This window comes from Chimaeribacter sp. YP20170169, assembly GCF_056739715.1.
In genome coordinates this window covers 1,554,303-1,571,482 of record NZ_CP176824.1, presented here as the reverse complement: position 1 = coordinate 1,571,482, position 17,180 = coordinate 1,554,303, and the positions used below count along the sequence as shown (strand labels likewise).

Genomic DNA, 17,180 nt, shown 5'->3' with positions numbered 1-17,180 from the left:
ATGATCATTCCCGCATTGGACTTAATTGACGGTAGCGTGGTGCGGCTGCATCAGGGCGACTACGGCCAGCAGCGCGACTACGGCAATACGCCGCTGCCGCGTTTGCAGGATTATCAGCAACAGGGGGCGCAGGTGCTGCATCTGGTTGACCTGACCGGCGCGAAAGATCCGGCGGCGCGCCAGATCCCGCTGTTGCGCAGCCTGCTGGCTGGCGTCGGGGTGCCGGTGCAGGTCGGCGGCGGCATCCGCAGCGAGCAGGATGTCGAGGCATTGCTGGACGCTGGCGCGGCCCGCGTGGTGGTCGGCTCCACTGCCGTCAAGCAGCCAGCCACCGTGCAGCGCTGGTTTGACCGCTTCGGCGCGGACGCGCTGGTGCTGGCGCTGGATGTGCGCATCGGCGACGATGGCGCCAAGCGCGTGGCGGTCAGCGGCTGGCAGGAGGCGTCTGACGCCACGCTGGAGCAGCTGGTGGAGGCCTACCTGCCCTTCGGCCTGAAGCACGTGCTCTGTACGGACATCTCGCGGGATGGCACCCTGGCCGGTTCCAACGTCGAGCTTTACCGCGAGATCAGCCAGCGCTACCCGCAGGTGGCGTTTCAGGCCTCCGGCGGTATTGGCAACCTGGATGACATCGCCGCCCTGCGCGGCAGCGGCGTGCAGGGGGTGATCGTCGGCCGTGCCCTGCTGGAAGGCAAATTTAACGTGAAGGAGGCGATCGCATGTTGGCAAAACGGATAATTCCCTGCCTCGACGTCAAGGCGGGTCAGGTGGTCAAGGGCGTCCAGTTCCGCAACCATGAGATTATTGGCGACATCGTGCCGCTGGCGCAGCGCTACGCTGCCGAGGGCGCGGATGAACTGGTGTTCTATGACATCACCGCCTCCTCCGATGACCGGGTCGTCGACAAGAGTTGGGTGGCGCGCGTGGCCGAGGTGATTGACATCCCATTCTGCGTGGCTGGCGGCATCAAGAGTGCCGAGGACGCGGCGCAGATCCTCTCCTTCGGCGCGGACAAGATCTCCATCAACTCACCGGCGCTGGCCGACCCATCGCTGATCACCCGTCTGGCCGATCGCTTTGGCGTGCAGTGCATCGTGGTGGGCATCGACACCTGGTTTGACGCCGACAGCGGCCTGTATCATGTCAACCAGTACACCGGCGACGAGAGCCGCACCAAGGTCACCACCTGGCAGACGCTGGAGTGGGTGAAAGAGGTGCAGGCGCGCGGGGCGGGCGAGATTGTGCTCAACATGATGAATCAGGATGGCGTGCGCAACGGCTACGATCTGGCGCAACTGCGTCAGGTACGCGAACTGTGCCATGTGCCGCTGATCGCCTCTGGCGGCGCGGGCACCATGGAGCACTTCTTGGAAGCCTTCCGCGACGCGGGCGTCGATGGCGCGCTGGCGGCCTCGGTGTTCCACAAGCAGATTATCAATATCGGTGAGTTAAAAGGCTATTTGGCCGACAATGGCGTGGAGATCAGAACGTGTTAAGCGAACAACAGAAGGCCCAACTCGACTGGGAGAAGACCGGTGACCTGATGCCGGTGATTGTCCAACACGCCGTCTCCGGCGAGGTGCTGATGCTGGGTTACATGAACCACGCGGCGCTGGCAGCCACCGAGGAGAGCGGCCACGTCACCTTCTGGTCACGCACCAAACAGCGCCTGTGGACCAAAGGCGAAAGCTCCGGCCACTTCCTGAACGTCGTCAGCATCACCCCTGACTGCGACAATGACACCCTACTGGTGCTGGCAAATCCCATCGGCCCCACCTGCCACCTCGGCAACAGCAGCTGCTTCCACCCTGCCGCCAGCGACTGGGGCTTCCTCTACCAGCTGGAGCAGCTGCTGGCAGAGCGCAAGAGCGCCGATCCGGCCAGCTCCTACACCGCCCGCCTCTACGCCAGCGGCACCAAGCGCATCGCTCAGAAAGTGGGTGAGGAAGGCGTGGAGACCGCACTGGCCGCCACGGTGCATGACCGCGAGGAGCTGACCAATGAGGCTTCTGACCTGCTCTATCACCTGATGGTGCTGTTGCAGGATCAGGATCTCTCGATGAGCGACATCATCGCCAACCTGCGCCAGCGCCACCAGTAAGCGCTAACCTGACGCAAGGTATAAAAAAAGCCGCCGGATTATCCGGCGGCTTTTTCATGGGCGGTGTATCAACCCCAGGTGGCGATTAGTCCAGCCACTCGGTGTGGAACACACCCTCTTTGTCGATGCGCTTGTAGGTGTGCGCGCCGAAATAGTCACGCTGCGCCTGAATCAGGTTCGCCGGCAGTACCGCGGAACGGTAGCTGTCGTAGTAGTTGATTGCCGCAGAGAAGGTCGGGGTCGGGATGCCGTTCTGCACCGCGTAGGCAACAACGTCACGCAGTGCCTGCTGGTACTCGTCAGCGATGTTCTTGAAGTACGGCGCCAGCAGCAGGTTCGCGATAGAGGCGTTCTCAGCGTAGGCATCGGTGATCTTCTGCAGGAACTGGGCACGGATGATGCAGCCAGCGCGGAAGATCTTGGCGATTTCGCCGTAGTTCAGGCTCCAGTTGTTCTCGTCGGAAGCCGCTTTCAGCTGGGAGAAGCCCTGTGCATAGGAGACGATTTTGCCCAGGTAGAGCGCGCGGCGCACTTTCTCAATGAACTCAGCCTTGTCGCCTTCCACCGCTTTCACGGACGGGCCGCTCAGCACTTTGGACGCGGCAACGCGCTGATCTTTCAGGGAGGAGAGGTAGCGGGCGAACACGGATTCCGTGATCAGGGTCAGCGGCTCGCCGAGATCCAGGGAGCTCTGGCTGGTCCACTTACCAGTACCTTTGTTGGCTGCTTCGTCAAGGATGACGTCAACCAGATAGTTACCCTCTTCATCTTTCTTGGTGAAGATATCTTTGGTGATGTCGATCAGGTAGCTGCTCAGCTCGCCTTCGTTCCACTCGCTGAAGGTTTTCGCCAGCTCTTCGTTGTTCAGGTTCAGCGCGCTTTTCAGCAGGGAGTACGCCTCTGCGATCAGCTGCATGTCGCCATACTCGATGCCGTTGTGCACCATCTTCACGTAGTGGCCTGCGCCGTCCGGACCGATGTAGGCCACGCACGCTTCGCCTTCTGCACGGGCAGCGATCTGCTCGAGGATCGGGGCCACCAGCTCATAGGCCTCTTTCTGGCCGCCAGGCATGATGGATGGGCCTTTCAGTGCGCCCTCTTCACCGCCGGAGACGCCGGTGCCAATGAAGTTGAAGCCCTGCTCAGAGAGTTCACGGTTACGGCGGATGGTATCTTTATAGAAGGTGTTACCGCCATCGATCAGGATGTCACCTTTATCCAGGTGCGGCGTCAGGGAGGCGATGGTTTTGTCGGTGGCTTCGCCCGCTTTTACCATCAGCAGGATGCGGCGAGGCTTCTCCAGCGACTCAACAAACTCTTCAACCGTGTAGTGCGGCACCAGATTTTTGCCTGGGTTCTCAGCGATAACTTCGTCAGTCTTGTCGCCAGAACGGTTGAAGATAGAAACGGAATAACCACGGCTTTCGATGTTAAGCGCGAGGTTACGGCCCATGACCGCCATACCGACAACGCCGATCTGTTGTTTGGACATTAGCAACTCCTGTCTGAAATATACGATAGCCCGCAACTGCATAACCCTCTGTTATCAGGGGATTTAACGCGCCGGGCCTCACAGATGAACACCCGCATTGTACATGAGAAAAGGCGCCCGTGTACCTATCGCAGCCATTACATTCATCTTACAATGCCTGGCCGCGTGACACGTGCCTGCCCCCGCTCACCCTGCGGGCCTGCCGGATTACTTTACCGGTAACATTAAAAAAATACAGAGCAAAATGCGCCGGGATGCGGTTAATTTTAGCCGCTGGCGGCCAAAAGGGGCAGCCAGACCGCACCCGGCGCGGCTATTTCGGATTCGGCAACTGGGCCAGACAGCGCTGATTAAGACTTTTACGCTGTTGGTCACTGAACCAGCCCCACTTATTGAAGTAGCGCACCGCCGACGTCATGTGGAACAGCAGGAAGCGGAAGTCCCGGTAGGAGCGGCGCTGCGACTCATGGATCACCACCGCCTCCGGGCAGTAGCTCACCAGATGCTGCGCCTGGCAGACGCGGCGCGAGAGATCCACATCCTCTAAATAGAGGAAGAAGCGGGTATCAAAGCCCACCACATCCGCCAGCGCGCGGCGACTGAGCAGCATAAAGCAGCCGGAGAGCGAGGGCGCGAAGAACGCCTGACTGTAGTCAGCGTTGCGCAGTTCATACTCGGTATTAATATTGCTGGAGAAACGCGACACGAACCGCCGGATCAACAGTTGGTAGGGTGATGGCAACAGCTTGCAGCCATGTTGCAAGCTGCCATCCGGGTAGATCACTTTCGGGATCGACAGCCCGGTCTGGTGGCGCACGCTGAACGCGTACAGTTTATCCACCTCACCGCGGTTGAACGCGATGTCCGGGTTGCAGATCAGGATAAACTCCGCCGCCTGCCGGTAGCGTTGCAGCACAGCATTGTGCCCGGCGCCAAAGCCCCGGTTGACCGGCAGGGTGATGATCTCCAGCTTCTCATGGGTCAGGGTGGCCAGCCAGCCACAGCAGGCGCCATTATCCACGATAACGACTTTCGATATGCTCTCCTCGTAGAACAACGAGTGGAGCGTTTCCTCAACATCCTGATAGGTATGTTTATACAACACCAGAGAAGCAATTATTTTCACCAAGGACACCAAATTAAAGTCTATTAAGCAGCACATACGTGAGCGTGGTCAGCATACCTATCGCCTGCTGATGGTACACACCCGCCTTACGGCACAGTCGCAGGCGGGCCAGCAGGCCATGCTGGCGGATCTGCCGGAACGCCGCCAGTTGGCTGGCGCTCTCTGCGGTCAGGTCATCTGCCACGCACATCAGTGCCTGATAATTACGATCGTTCCAGCCCGCCGCCCGGCCAGCGTGCGCGGCCATAAAATTGCGTAGCCGCCGCAGGGGCGACATGCCATTGCCTATCTGGTTATTACCATGCTGGCGGTAGAGCACGGTCGGCGTCGGGTCGAACCGAACCACGCCACCGCAGCCGCTCACGATTTGGTACAGCGACCAGTCATGTACCACCAGCGGCGCGCCGCGCGCCTTTTGCAATAACGTCCTTGCCTTATGATTGAAGACCATGGTGTTGCCGCTGGCAATATTCTGTAGCAATGCATTGCCAAAACCGGGAGGTTTGCAGTAATCCGGTGAAAAACCAACCAGATTGCCGGCCTCATCCGTGAGCCGGGTACGCGAACAGTAGAGCGCCGGCACCGCCGGATCGACCTGCTCAAGCCAGGCCACCGCCCGGCTCAATTTGTCATTAAGCCAGACGTCATCCTGATCGGCGAAGGCATAGTACTGCGCCTCAATATCCGGATGGCTGATCAACGACATGAAGTTTTCACAAAAACCGCGTTGCGGCCCGGCCAGACAGTGCCCAGCCACACCCGGCTGTGCCAGAAACGCCTCAATTAGCGCTGGCGTGCCGTCGCTTGAGCCATCATCTGACGCCCATAACGTCCAGTGTGGATAGGTTTGCGTGCGGAAAGAGTCCAGCTGCGCCGCCAAATGGCCCGCACCGTTGTAGCAGCCCATGAGGATGGCGACCTGCGCCGGAGGCGGGTCAAAATGTGGCGTGTTTGTGGGAAGCAGAGAATCCATCGCTTATGCCTCTGAGAACAGAGGAGGGCTTGCGCCCTCCCCGATCGTCTTTATTCACCGGATTTCCGGGGTGGGAATGACAGCGTAAAGTGATGGTTCATCAAATCCAGATTGGGGTTGAAGGCGGGATCACAATCCAATTCATGCCGGTGGGCACTCTCCATATAGGCAATTTCACGCTTGAACCGCTCAATTTTTTCCGGTGCCAGATCGTTACCGCGGGTGGCGGACTCATGGTGGTAGAGTTCGGCAAACGGCGTCCACAGGTTGCGGTAGCCCGCATTGCGCACCCGGATGCAGAAGTCGACATCATTGAACGCCACCGTCAGGTTCTGCTCCTCCAGCCCATTGACCTGCTCATAGACTGACTTGCGGATCACCAAACAGGCTGCTGTCACGGCCGAATAGTTCTGCACCAGCCAGGCGCGGCCAAAGTAGCCTGGGTTCTCACGGGTAATGCCCAAGTGGACATGCCCGGCCACCCCGCCCATCCCCAGTACCACGCCAGCATGTTGGATGGTGTCATTGGGATACCACAGGCGTGCGCCGACGGCACCAATTTCTGGGCGCAGGGCGTGGCTGACCATCTCATCCAGCCAATCAGGAGAGATGACCTCAATATCGTTGTTCAGCAGACAGATTAGCTCACCGCGTGCCGCTTTAACCGCCTCATTGTTCAGTGCAGAGTAGTTGAAAGGACGATCGTCACGCAGCACCGTGACGTTGTCACGCTGATTCAACTCGGCAAAATAGGTGATGGCCTCGGCATCATCACTGCCGTTATCCACCAGAATGATCTCGTAATCGGGATAGGTGGTTTTCTGGGTAATGCTGTCAATGCACTGCTGCACCAGATTTTTGCCGTTACGGGTAGGAATGACGATGGAAACCCGTGGCGGTACTGCTGGCAGGGCATACTTCACCCGCAACATGTTCATCCCTTCAACGGCCTCATCCACCTCGGCACGGATACCCTGCCTTTCCAGATGCTCCCGCACCACTTTCATTGCCGCCAGGAATGCATAGGGCTTCTCACCACCGCTGGCTGCCGTACTGCCTGGAATGATCCGCCAGTGGTAGAGCACTTTCGGGATATGGCGCACCGTCTCATGCCCTGCCTCTTCGAGACAACGCAACGCCAGATCGTAATCCTGGCTACCTTCAACCCCCAGACGGAAGCCGCCCACCTTCTCAATCAGGCTGCGTTTATAGACGCCCAAATGCGAGAACATGTTCTGCGACAAGAAGAGATCCGGGTTCCAGTCAGGTTTGAAATAGGGGTGGCAACGCACGCCCTGTGGATCAATCTTATCTTCGTCACTGTAGAACATGCTCGCCTCGGGATGAGCCAGCACGGCTTTGGTGACCTCAAACAGGGCGTGCGCCGGCAGCAGATCGTCATGGTCAAGCAGGGCAATGTACTCCCCGGTGGCCAACGCCAGTGCACTATTACTGGCGGCCGAAATGTGTCCGTTCTGCTCACGCAGACAGATTTTGATGCGCGGATCCTTGGCGGCATAGGATTTAAGCATCTGCTGCACTTCCGCATTGGGCGAACAGTCATCGGCGATGCACAGTTCCCAGTGGGGGTAGACCTGATTCCGGACGGACTCGATCGCCTCGCTCAACAGCGCTACCGGTGGGTTATAGGCCGGCATCACCACGCTGATGACCGGGTAACGGTCAAAGTGCTCAATCTCCTGCAACGCCTGCTCACGCCGCGTTGCGTCAAAGGTGTCATACAGCCCAACCCACTCTTCGTAATCAGAGCGGCGCTGTGCCGGCGTAATGATCGCCGCCTGATTCAATTTGCCACGCGCACGTGCGAGGATGCCGCCAACCCCTTCCCGGCGTAATGTGCGGTAGACGTAGTCGGCCAGAGGCTTCCAGCCGCCCATTTCGCGGGCATATTGCGGCGCATTTTTCGCCAGCCGCCCCACAGAGTGGAATTTGTGCACGGCAAAATGGGCGTATTTGCGCTTATCGGCCGGCATTCGGCGGCTAATCGCCCGCATTGGTGCCGTTGCGCGCCAGCTGGCGGAGCGGTATACCCCTGCCAGATTTTGGTCCAGGTTGACCGCATGCTGGTTTAGCTCAGCGAGATGATGGTGGAGATCGTTGGCTTGCTGGTTCAGGTGGGCAATTTGCAGGTTGAGCGCGTCCACCTCCTCCTGCGAGGGGCTGATAGCGTCTCGGCCCCCATTCAACCGGGCGAGTTGCTGCTCAAGAATCCGATTCTCCTTGATCAGCACATGCTGCACCTGCAACAACAACTCTTTCTCGTGGTTCAAGCTGGAGAGATCGTCCTGGCGGGCCATCCGCTCCTCTTCAACGGCAGCCTGTAAGAGCGTGATGTGATCGCCTACCTGACCAAGGTCGACGCGGATCCGCAGGCTGACGTGGCGCAACTGTTCAGCAATCGGCTCAGGCTCTTTATTCTGGATGCGCGCCATGAAGGCAGCATCCTGCTGCAAATAGGTCATGCCATCCTGCTCATCGCACTCAAAGCCTACGGCCTGCATCAGGGCCAGCGTCAACTCAAACACATTGTGGCTACACTCCGGTGGCAGGGAGGCCAGCGAGGTGATGCGGAACAGGGAGTGATAAAGGCCGCGGTACGCAATATAACCCAATGAAACCGTCTCTTCCGGCTCCCACTCCAGGTCGAAGTAAACAATCTCCCCTTCCGGGGTGCGCATGGTGTTGAAGGGCAAAGCATCCTGATACTCCGGTGGCAGCACCAGCGCTTTGTCATACGCGCCTACCGGGTGGCTAGCACGCGTCAGCAGGCTATCCAGCCAGCTAGTCGCCCATGCTTTCAGATCATCGAACGTCCAGCCGGTGCGGTTGACCTGTTGCAGCAACTCTAGCCACAGGGAGGCACCGTGAATAAAAGCGTTCTCTTTTGGCTGGTTATGGCAGATAAAGCTGGTCTCACTAGCGGCCTCCACCATTGGGCCGGTGTAGACCTGCAGCCCGCCTTCGCCAGTATGATCAAAACGGGTAATTTTGTTGAAGGCCGGAATGCGGCCATCGGTAAAGTGGTAAGCCGCCGTCTGTGGGTGCAGCGAGGGCGCTTGCGGTTGCTTGCTGCACACCATCAGGAAGGAGTTGGTCAGATCGGGCGCGGCGCCATTCTCCCAGACACTTTTGGTCGCCTGCTCCAGCGAGAAGAGATAGAGCGGGATTTGTTGAGGATCCTGGTGTACGGACTCAATCACCAGCGGCGTCAGGGAGGTCGCGTGTTGCTGCCATCCCAGCGGAGTGACCATCGTCACTGGCAATTTGTAGTCCGGCAGCGGCAGGTACTCCTGTACCTCACCAAAGCCGCTGCGTGTCATCAGCGCCAGAAGATCCCGGCGACCGAGGGTGCTGACGCCATTTCTGTCGTAGGCATTATTGATGCCAATCATCGGTTGCCCGAGATGATCCTCATTGGCTCCGGAAAAGTACTTCAGGCCCAGCTTATTTTCGATGGCAACAAACAGACGCCCATCAGCGGTCAGGCGGCGCTGGCAATCTTCCAGCAAACGTTGCTGCCCGTTTGGCCCAAGGAACATATTGGCGTACTCCAGTACGCCCACCAGCAACACCGCATCAAACTCCCCTAAATCGGGCAGGGTATCGCTTGGCGCAGAGACAACCGTGACATTAGGTAAATCACGGGTACGTTGACGGGCAATCTGCGCCCGGCGCAGGCTGCCCTCGACGGAGACCACCTCCGCACAGGACTCACCCAGAAAACGGCTAATGGCCCCACAGCCACAGCCAATTTCCAACACCCGCTTGCCGTTAAACCACTCTTTGAAAGGCAACAGCAGGTTTGAGCGGCGCGAAATCAGGTGATAGGTGGAGGGCCAATCTTTCATCTTTTCACTCAACTCCAGTGAATAGACGCCTAAGTCGCTGGCTTGGGTAACCGCATCCAGAACGTAGTTCTCAATTGCATCGCCGTCGTTGTAACCAAAGGTCTGTTTTGTATCCTGGCACCATACACCGGTGGGTTCATTCAGAACAAAATCGTGCGCAGAGAGGCTGTGATGTGTGTCAATCTGTTTCAAATTTAATTCTCGCATTCAGATCAGCTAAACCGGTGAACGTCCCTACCGGCTGCACAGTAAGATGGATTGAGTCATAACGGCGGTCGTGCGGAATGATTTCACCGCTGGCGGAGCAGCTGGCGATCCCAACTGACACAAAGTAGTCCCCCTCATACAGGGTGACAGGCATCACCACCGTAACCAGGGTCTCGGCACCGGGCTTACCTTCATTCAGCAGTTCAATATGTTGAATTTCAGAGTTGGTGTTATAGATAGTGACCCCCTCCTTGGTTTTGACGGCAAAGCCAAAGATTGGGCGCACCACCAGCGCATTGAAGCGTACCCGGAAGGTAAAACGGATCTCCTCACGCGGGATCAGGCTGACTGGATAGGCCTCGCCCGCCTGCTCAAGATGGAAATCGACCAGCTCAGCCGCGCGGTCACCCCAGCGGTACTCCGCTGGATTGTAGTTCACCCGCTCATCATAGCTGCCTGTCACCAACGCTTTCAGCGGTAGGCGCGCTGGGGTTGTGCCCTCCTCACGTGCCGAGCGTTCGGTTTCTCCGACCACCGCCTCCTCAATCAGCGCTGCCGCCTCTTCGCGCGCGCCCTTCTCTTTTTGCGGCTTACCAAACAGGATATCCAGGTAGCGGTTGACCACGTCACGCGGCTTGCCCTGCACCTGCACATGACCGCCATCGAGCAGCAGCGCGCTGTCACAGTGGGTGACAATCTGTTCAGTGGCATGCGAAACAAAAAGAATAGAGGTGCCCTGCTCTTTCAGCTTTTTCAGGCGCGCGAAACATTTCGCCTGAAATTTGGCATCGCCGACGGCCAGCGCCTCATCAACGATCAAAATTTCTGGGTCAATTTGCGCCTGCACCGCAAACGCCAGTCGCACCAGCATACCGCTGGAGTAGGCGCGCACGGGCGAGTCGATAAAGTGGCCAATGTCGGCAAAGGCGAGGATGTCATCCAGTTTGGCGTCGGTTTCTTCGCGGCTCAGCCCCAACAGCGAGGCGTTCAGGTAGACGTTGTCCCGGCCACTGAAATCATTGTTGAACCCAGCCCCTAGCTCCAGCAGCGCCGCTACCCGGCCATTGACTTTGACATCACCGGCAGTGGGCGTCAGCGTACCAGCGATGATTTGCAGCAACGTCGATTTGCCTGAGCCATTGCGCCCGACAATGCCCATGGTCTGCCCGCGCGGTAACTCCAGCGAGACATCGCGCAGCGCCCAGAAATCCTGATGATAGACTCGCGGCTGTCGGCCAAGACGTCGATCAAATTGTGGGACGATAAATTGTTGGAGCCGGCGAATGGGGCTCTCATACACCTGATAGCATTTGCTTATATTTTCAATGCGGATCGCATAATCATTAGAGGACATCTGCAAATCCCTTTCTCGTCTTTTGGAACCAGGCATATCCCAGCCACATCACCACCATCGCCACCAAGGTATAGGCCCCCAGGCCCGCAAAATCAGGCAATTTGCCCCAGATCAGCACCGCCCGCGCCTGCTCGATAATGAAGGTGAGCGGGTTGAGCAGGATCACTGGCTGCAACTCCTCTGGCAGCGCGGCAATCGGGAAAAACACGGTGGAGAGGTACATCATTACAATCATCAGCAACGAGACCGTCTGTCCGACATCGCGCACAAAGACCCCAAGCGAGGCGACAAACCACGCCAGCCCGAGCGTCATGAGCAGCAGCGGCAAAAACACCAGCGGCGCAAACAGCGCTGTCCAGTAGAGGTGGCCGTTGAAGATGAAAAAGGCCACCAGCAGTACCAGCAGACTGATCAGGCTGTGGAACAGCACCGAGCAGAGGGCGACGATGGGCAAAATCTCCAGCGGGAACACCACTTTCTTCACATAGTTGGCATTTTGGACAATCAGGAAGGGCGCGCGATTGAGCACTTCGGCGAACAGGCCGTGGGTGATTAATCCGACAAACAGAATGATGGCAAAATCCATTTTCGATTCACTGGCATCCGCCCCGGCCCAGCGAGCCTTGAAGACCACGGAGAAGACCAGCGTGTAGACCGCCAGCATGAAAATGGGGTTGATGAATGACCAGAGCAGGCCCATGACTGAGCCTTTATAACGCCCGATCACATCCCGTTTGGCCATCTGATAAATGAGGTTCCGGTGTACCCAGGTGTTGGCTGCCAATGAGAGCAGCGAGGCGGGCTTGCGCGAATGTGGATTCATTACCTTTCTCTTACCTTGCTTCCTGTTGATGGCTCCCCGGCCAGGCCGGGAAGCACTCTCCTTACGTGGCGGCGCGGCTGGCCCCGTCAGGCATAGGGTGCGATGTCACGCAGCGCTGCCTGCCAGTCACTCGGGGCGATGCCGAACGCTGCCTCAATTTTGCGGCAATCCAGCCGGGAGTTGGCCGGGCGCCGGGCAGGCGTGGGATACTCTGCCGTGGTAATAGGACGAATATCCGGCAGACGGGCGACATAGCCGGCCTCAACTGCCTGCTCAATCACCGCGCGGGCGAAGTCAGCCCAGCAGGTGTAGGGGGCACCGCTGTAGTGGTAGATGCCCCAAGCGACATCCTGACCATCCGCCACCCGGCGGGCGAGGGTCAGCAGCGCCAGCGCGATGTCACCGGCATAGGTTGGGCTGCCGAACTGGTCACCCACCACAGAGAGTTGGTCACGATCCTTGGCTAGCCGGATCATGGTTTTGACAAAGTTGTGGCCGTGAGCGCCAAACACCCAGGCGGTGCGCAGGATGATGTGACGCGGACAGGCGGCCGTTACCGCCTCTTCGCCCGCCAGTTTGCTGGCGCCGTAAATGCCAGTTGGGCCAGTCGGGTCATCCTCGCGGTAAGGCGCTGGCTTGTCGCCAGGAAAGACGTAGTCGGTGGAGATGTGCAGCAGTGCCGCACCACAGGCCTGCGCAGCGGCGGCCAGCGCGGCCGGGCCATCCCGGTTAATGGCATAGGCCAGCGCCGCTTCGCTCTCGGCACGATCAACGGCCGTATAGGCCGCCGCGTTGATTATGACGTCAGGGTGGAACGCTGCCACCCGCTGGCTGACCTGCGCGGCATCGGTGATGTCCAACTGCTGGCGATCTACGGCCAGAACCTCCCACTCCGCCGGCGCGCGCTGCACCAGCTCTTTACCCACTTGTCCCGCACTGCCAACGATCATCAATTTCATAGTTATACTGGCTACCCTGAATAAAGATCGAACACCCGGCCTCCAGAAGGGAAAAGGCCCCGGGGTTCCTCCCGGGGCCTTGCTGCGAGGCGAGCCTGTTATCAAAAAAGCTCTGAGAACGCTTTGCCCTGCTGATCCTTGGCCGAGAGCTTCGGCTCGGCGATCGGCCATTCAATACCTATCTCCGGGTCGTTCCAGATGAGGCATCCCTCATTGGCCGGATCATAGTAATCGGTGCATTTGTACTCAAAATCGGCAAACTCTGAAATCACCACAAAGCCGTGCGCCAGACCCGGCGGTACCCACAGTTGATTCTTGTTGGCCTCAGAGAGGGTCACGCCAACCCACTGGCGGAAGGTCGGGGAGTCCGGGCGGATATCCACCACCACATCAAACACTTCGCCGCGTACCACGCGCACCAGCTTGCCTTGCGGATGGGCCGTCTGGAAATGGAGGCCGCGCAGTACCCCCTGGCTCGACCGGGAGTGGTTGTCCTGCACAAACTCGAGGTCGATATCCAGCAACTTTTGATAACGATCTTTCTGGAAAGTTTCCAGAAAGAAGCCGCGCTGGTCGCCAAACACGGTTGGCTGTACCAGCTTCACACCTTTGACCCGGGTCTCAATCACATTCATTTCACTATTCACTCTTATACTGACGCACGTTGGGTGCTTCCAATATTTATGCCATTGGGAAAAGACTCTATCAAAAGCCAAATCATTATGCTTCTGATTGTTACGGAAATAATCCCAGTATGTTAGCACAGCTTAATTGTTGCGACAGAAAACCCACTGTGAAATTAACCTCAACCTATTGCTAAGCCAGGCACCATGCTAGCAGCTTTCTTTTGCCCTCGCTTTTAATAGTACCGAGATGAATGCAAAAGAAAATAGCCAAGCAATGGTTAAATCCAGAACGCGATGAATTTTTTTGATAAAAATCAAAGGATTAAAATGGTTACCCGATTTACCTTTGCAATTGCATTTAAGATGGCAGCCAAAGTACATTGCTCTAATAGCAGAGGTTTAGTAATTCACCTTAAGAAAATTCTTAAAGATCACCGCTTCAGATAATTCCTCACCTTATGTTTCTCTAATCAATATTCATGCCAACTTTAACTTGCGTAAGTATTGGTTTAAGATTTTGTGCTTTTACTGTAAAATCATGTACGAATAATCCGAAAATTCAGTTTTTTTTAACAATGGGAAAGTTTTTGATTTCCTCTTATTTACTGTTCAGCATATCTTGCCAACAGTATAATTCAGCGGTTTTGTATCAGATTGGCAGTGGGCGCAAGGCAGCAGGCGGCGCGCCTCCCAAGGATACCCCTGAGAGACTCACGGTAGCGTGAGGATAAAAATTCCAGATATGAGTCTAATGTTATGAAAATTTTGGTTACGGGTGGTGCTGGTTTCATCGGTTCGGCGGTAGTGCGCCACATCATTAACCACACGGACGACAGTGTTCTGGTGGTAGATAGTCTCACCTATGCAGGGAATTTGGAGTCGCTGGCAGGGGTGGCCGAACATCCCCGTTATCGCTTTGCCCAGGTCAATATTTGCGATCGCACGGCGCTGGACACGCTGTTTGCGGAGTACCAGCCGGATGCCGTGATGCATCTGGCGGCAGAGAGCCACGTTGACCGCTCAATCGATGGGCCGGCGGCGTTTATCGAGACCAATATCATTGGTACTTACAGCCTGTTGGAGGCGGCACGCCACTATTGGGCGGCCCTGGAGCCAGCACGCAAGGCGGCGTTCCGGCTGCACCACATCTCCACGGACGAGGTGTATGGTGACCTGCATGGCACCGATGACCTGTTCACCGAGACCACGCCATATGCGCCGAGCAGCCCCTACTCCGCTTCTAAGGCCTCGAGCGACCATCTGGTGCGCGCCTGGCAGCGTACCTATGGCTTGCCGACGCTGGTGACCAACTGCTCCAACAACTATGGCCCCTATCACTTCCCGGAGAAGTTGATCCCGCTGATTATCCTGAATGCGCTGGCCGGCAAGCCGCTGCCGGTGTATGGCAATGGCCAGCAGGTTCGTGACTGGCTGTATGTGGAGGATCACGCACGGGCGCTCTACAAAGTGGTCACCGAAGGGGAGATTGGCGAGACCTACAATATCGGCGGCCATAATGAGCGCAAAAACATTGATGTGGTGAAGACCATTTGCGGCATCCTGGACGAGCTAATCCGCGAAAAGCCCGCAGGCGTGGCCCATTTTGCCGACCTGATCACGTATGTGACAGACCGCCCCGGCCATGATATGCGTTATGCCATTGATGCCAGTAAGATCGAGCGCACCTTGGGCTGGAAACCAGAAGAGACCTTTGAAAGCGGTATCTTGAAAACCGTGCAGTGGTATCTGGACAATAAAGAGTGGTGGCAGCGCGTACAGGATGGTTCGTACGCCGGCCAACGATTGGGCCTGCAAAAATAACTCCCTGGAAGGTGTATTAATGAAAGGCATCGTTTTAGCGGGCGGCTCCGGCACCCGCCTTTATCCGATTACACGTGGCATCTCAAAACAGCTGCTTCCGATTTATGACAAGCCGATGATCTACTATCCGATCTCGGTGCTGATGCTGGCGGGTATCCGCGACATCCTGGTGATCTCCACCCCGGATGACCTGCCGGCCTTCAAACGCCTGCTGGGCGATGGCTCACAGTTTGGCGTCTCTTTCTCCTATGCTGAACAGCCGTCGCCAGACGGTTTGGCGCAAGCTTTCATCATTGGTGAGGAGTTCATCAATGGTGAACGCTGCGCGCTGGTGCTGGGTGACAACATCTACTTCGGTCAGGGGTTCGGCCAGAAGCTGGAGAGCGTGGCCGCGCGCACGCAGGGTGCCACTGTCTTCGGCTATCAGGTGATGGATCCCGAGCGCTTTGGCGTGGTGGAGTTTGATGACAAGTTCAACGCGCTCTCGATTGAAGAGAAGCCGGTGAAGCCGAAATCCCACTGGGCGGTGACTGGCCTCTACTTTTACGATGAGCATGTGGTGGAGATGGCGAAACAGGTCAAGCCCTCCCATCGTGGCGAGTTGGAGATTACCACGCTCAATGAGATGTACCTGCAACAGGGAAATCTGAAGGTCGAGCTGCTGGGACGTGGCTTTGCCTGGCTGGATACTGGCACCCATGACAGCATGGTGGAGGCGTCACAGTTCATCCACACCATTGAGAAGCGTCAGGGCTTCAAGGTGGCCTGTCTGGAGGAGATCGCCTTCCGCAAGGGCTGGCTGAGCGCGGGCCAGGTGGCGGAGCAGGCACAGCTGCTGGGCAAAACCGCCTATGGTCAGTACCTGAAAGGGTTGATCATGGAGTGATGCCGCATGGCGGCAAAAAAAAAGCACAGCCAAGGCTGTGCTTTTTTATTGGCTCAGGAGGCCTGCATCTGCTTCAACCAGGCGCTGAACGCCTCGCCCTGCGTCGGGTGGCGCATCCCATATTCCACGAAGGCCTTCAGGTAGCCGAACTTGTCACCGCAGTCGTGGGAACGGCCCACAATGGAGTAAGCCTCCACCGGGTTGTTCTCCATCAGCATGGCAATGGCGTCGGTCAGCTGGATCTCATTACCTGCACCGTACGGTGTGACCTGCAACAGCGGCCAGATTGCTTTGGAGAGCACGTAGCGACCTACCACCGCGAGGTTGGAGGGGGCCTGTTCGATTTCGGGCTTCTCGACGATGGCGTGCATCGGCGCGGTGGCACCGCTGGCCGGCATCTGCCCGGCGCAATCGACGATGCCATATTTTGAGACATCCTGTTCCGGCACCGGCTCCACCATAATCTGGCTGGTCTGAGTCTCTTCAAAGCGTGCCAGCATCGCGGCCAGGTTGTCCTGTTTCAGGTCACATGCCACGTCGTCCATCAGCACGTCCGGCAGCAGCACGGCAAACGGCTCATCGCCAATCAGCGGGCGGGCGCAGAGAATGGCATGACCCAGCCCCTTGGAGTGGCCCTGACGCACGTTCATCACCGTCACCCCTTTCGGGCAGATGGACTGCACCTCCTCCAGCAGCTGGCGCTTGACGCGGCTCTCCAGCATACTCTCCAGCTCAAAAGACGTATCGAAATGGTTCTCAATGGCGTTTTTGGAGGAGTGGGTGACCAGAATGATCTCTTTGATGCCCGCGGCGGCGCACTCATTGACGATATACTGGATCAGGGGTTTATCCACGATTGGCAACATCTCTTTCGGGATGGCCTTGGTGGCGGGCAGCATACGGGTGCCAAGGCCAGCGACGGGGATAACGGCTTTCATCATGA

Annotated in this window: 14 protein-coding genes; 5 read left to right on the top strand and 9 right to left on the bottom strand. The window is 57.6% G+C overall.

Annotated features, from left to right (window positions below):
• From hisA to hisIE, 3 genes are read left to right on the top strand one after another with little or no spacing between them, the layout of a single operon-like run.
• Positions 1-738 carry a 1-(5-phosphoribosyl)-5-[(5-phosphoribosylamino)methylideneamino]imidazole-4-carboxamide isomerase gene (hisA, locus tag ACK3SD_RS06910; protein WP_481127231.1) on the top strand — a complete coding sequence of 246 codons (738 nt, stop codon included), beginning with the start codon at positions 1-3 and terminating at the stop codon, positions 736-738.
• Positions 720-1,496 (top strand): imidazole glycerol phosphate synthase subunit HisF, encoded by a 777-nt coding sequence (hisF, locus tag ACK3SD_RS06905; RefSeq protein ID WP_137762859.1) that lies wholly within the window; start codon positions 720-722, stop codon positions 1,494-1,496. The genes hisA and hisF overlap by 19 nt, the downstream gene beginning before the upstream one ends.
• Positions 1,490-2,101: a bifunctional phosphoribosyl-AMP cyclohydrolase/phosphoribosyl-ATP diphosphatase HisIE gene (gene hisIE, locus ACK3SD_RS06900; RefSeq protein WP_481127230.1), complete on the top strand. Its 612-nt coding sequence runs from the start codon at positions 1,490-1,492 to the stop codon at positions 2,099-2,101. The genes hisF and hisIE overlap by 7 nt, the downstream gene beginning before the upstream one ends.
• A gap of 85 nt (positions 2,102-2,186) precedes the next feature.
• Here hisIE and gndA read toward each other — a convergent pair whose 3' ends face one another.
• From gndA to rfbC, 8 genes are all read right to left on the bottom strand, one after another.
• Positions 2,187-3,593: an NADP-dependent phosphogluconate dehydrogenase gene (gndA, locus tag ACK3SD_RS06895; protein WP_137762857.1), complete on the bottom strand. Its 1,407-nt coding sequence runs from the start codon at positions 3,591-3,593 to the stop codon at positions 2,187-2,189.
• 313 nt (positions 3,594-3,906) lie between these two features.
• On the bottom strand, positions 3,907-4,719 hold the full coding sequence (locus ACK3SD_RS06890) for a glycosyltransferase (RefSeq protein ID WP_137762856.1): 813 nt from the start codon (positions 4,717-4,719) through the stop codon (positions 3,907-3,909).
• Between the two features lie 13 nt (positions 4,720-4,732).
• Entirely contained in the window at positions 4,733-5,692 is a 960-nt protein-coding gene (locus tag ACK3SD_RS06885; RefSeq protein WP_481127229.1) for a glycosyltransferase family 2 protein, read from the bottom strand.
• Positions 5,693-5,742: 50 nt separating this feature from the next.
• Entirely contained in the window at positions 5,743-9,753 is a 4,011-nt protein-coding gene (locus tag ACK3SD_RS06880; RefSeq protein ID WP_481127228.1) for a glycosyltransferase, read from the bottom strand.
• Positions 9,740-11,122, bottom strand: a complete 1,383-nt coding sequence (locus ACK3SD_RS06875) for an ABC transporter ATP-binding protein (RefSeq protein ID WP_481127227.1) — start codon at positions 11,120-11,122, stop codon at positions 9,740-9,742. Before ACK3SD_RS06875 ends, ACK3SD_RS06880 begins: the two co-directional genes overlap by 14 nt.
• On the bottom strand, positions 11,112-11,945 hold the full coding sequence (locus ACK3SD_RS06870; protein ID WP_481127226.1) for an ABC transporter permease: 834 nt from the start codon (positions 11,943-11,945) through the stop codon (positions 11,112-11,114). The genes ACK3SD_RS06875 and ACK3SD_RS06870 overlap by 11 nt, the downstream gene beginning before the upstream one ends.
• An 86-nt stretch (positions 11,946-12,031) precedes the next feature.
• Complete coding sequence (gene rfbD, locus ACK3SD_RS06865; RefSeq protein WP_481127225.1) at positions 12,032-12,904, bottom strand: dTDP-4-dehydrorhamnose reductase; 873 nt, start codon at positions 12,902-12,904, stop codon at positions 12,032-12,034.
• A gap of 101 nt (positions 12,905-13,005) precedes the next feature.
• Entirely contained in the window at positions 13,006-13,539 is a 534-nt protein-coding gene (rfbC, locus tag ACK3SD_RS06860; protein WP_481127224.1) for a dTDP-4-dehydrorhamnose 3,5-epimerase, read from the bottom strand.
• Positions 13,540-14,286: 747 nt separating this feature from the next.
• Between rfbC and rffG the strand changes: the two genes are divergently transcribed.
• Positions 14,287-15,351: a dTDP-glucose 4,6-dehydratase gene (gene rffG / locus ACK3SD_RS06855; RefSeq protein ID WP_481127223.1), complete on the top strand. Its 1,065-nt coding sequence runs from the start codon at positions 14,287-14,289 to the stop codon at positions 15,349-15,351.
• 19 nt (positions 15,352-15,370) lie between these two features.
• Entirely contained in the window at positions 15,371-16,237 is an 867-nt protein-coding gene (gene rfbA, locus ACK3SD_RS06850) for a glucose-1-phosphate thymidylyltransferase RfbA (RefSeq protein WP_481127222.1), read from the top strand.
• Positions 16,238-16,290: 53 nt separating this feature from the next.
• Here rfbA and galU read toward each other — a convergent pair whose 3' ends face one another.
• A complete protein-coding gene (gene galU / locus ACK3SD_RS06845; RefSeq protein WP_481127221.1) occupies positions 16,291-17,178 on the bottom strand; it encodes a UTP--glucose-1-phosphate uridylyltransferase GalU in 888 nt (295 codons plus the stop codon).
• Between the last annotated feature and the right edge of the window lie 2 nt (positions 17,179-17,180).

Coding starts and splice junctions, on each gene's coding strand:
- hisA (WP_481127231.1), top strand. CDS start 1: ATGATCATTCCCGCATTGGACTTAATTGACGGTAGCGTGGTGCGGCTG.
- hisF (WP_137762859.1), top strand. CDS start 720: ATGTTGGCAAAACGGATAATTCCCTGCCTCGACGTCAAGGCGGGTCAG.
- gndA (WP_137762857.1), bottom strand. CDS start 3,593: ATGTCCAAACAACAGATCGGCGTTGTCGGTATGGCGGTCATGGGCCGT.
- ACK3SD_RS06885 (WP_481127229.1), bottom strand. CDS start 5,692: ATGGATTCTCTGCTTCCCACAAACACGCCACATTTTGACCCGCCTCCG.
- ACK3SD_RS06875 (WP_481127227.1), bottom strand. CDS start 11,122: ATGTCCTCTAATGATTATGCGATCCGCATTGAAAATATAAGCAAATGC.
- ACK3SD_RS06870 (WP_481127226.1), bottom strand. CDS start 11,945: ATGAATCCACATTCGCGCAAGCCCGCCTCGCTGCTCTCATTGGCAGCC.
- rfbD (WP_481127225.1), bottom strand. CDS start 12,904: ATGAAATTGATGATCGTTGGCAGTGCGGGACAAGTGGGTAAAGAGCTG.
- rfbC (WP_481127224.1), bottom strand. CDS start 13,539: ATGAATGTGATTGAGACCCGGGTCAAAGGTGTGAAGCTGGTACAGCCA.
- rffG (WP_481127223.1), top strand. CDS start 14,287: ATGAAAATTTTGGTTACGGGTGGTGCTGGTTTCATCGGTTCGGCGGTA.
- rfbA (WP_481127222.1), top strand. CDS start 15,371: ATGAAAGGCATCGTTTTAGCGGGCGGCTCCGGCACCCGCCTTTATCCG.
- galU (WP_481127221.1), bottom strand. CDS start 17,178: ATGATGAAAGCCGTTATCCCCGTCGCTGGCCTTGGCACCCGTATGCTG.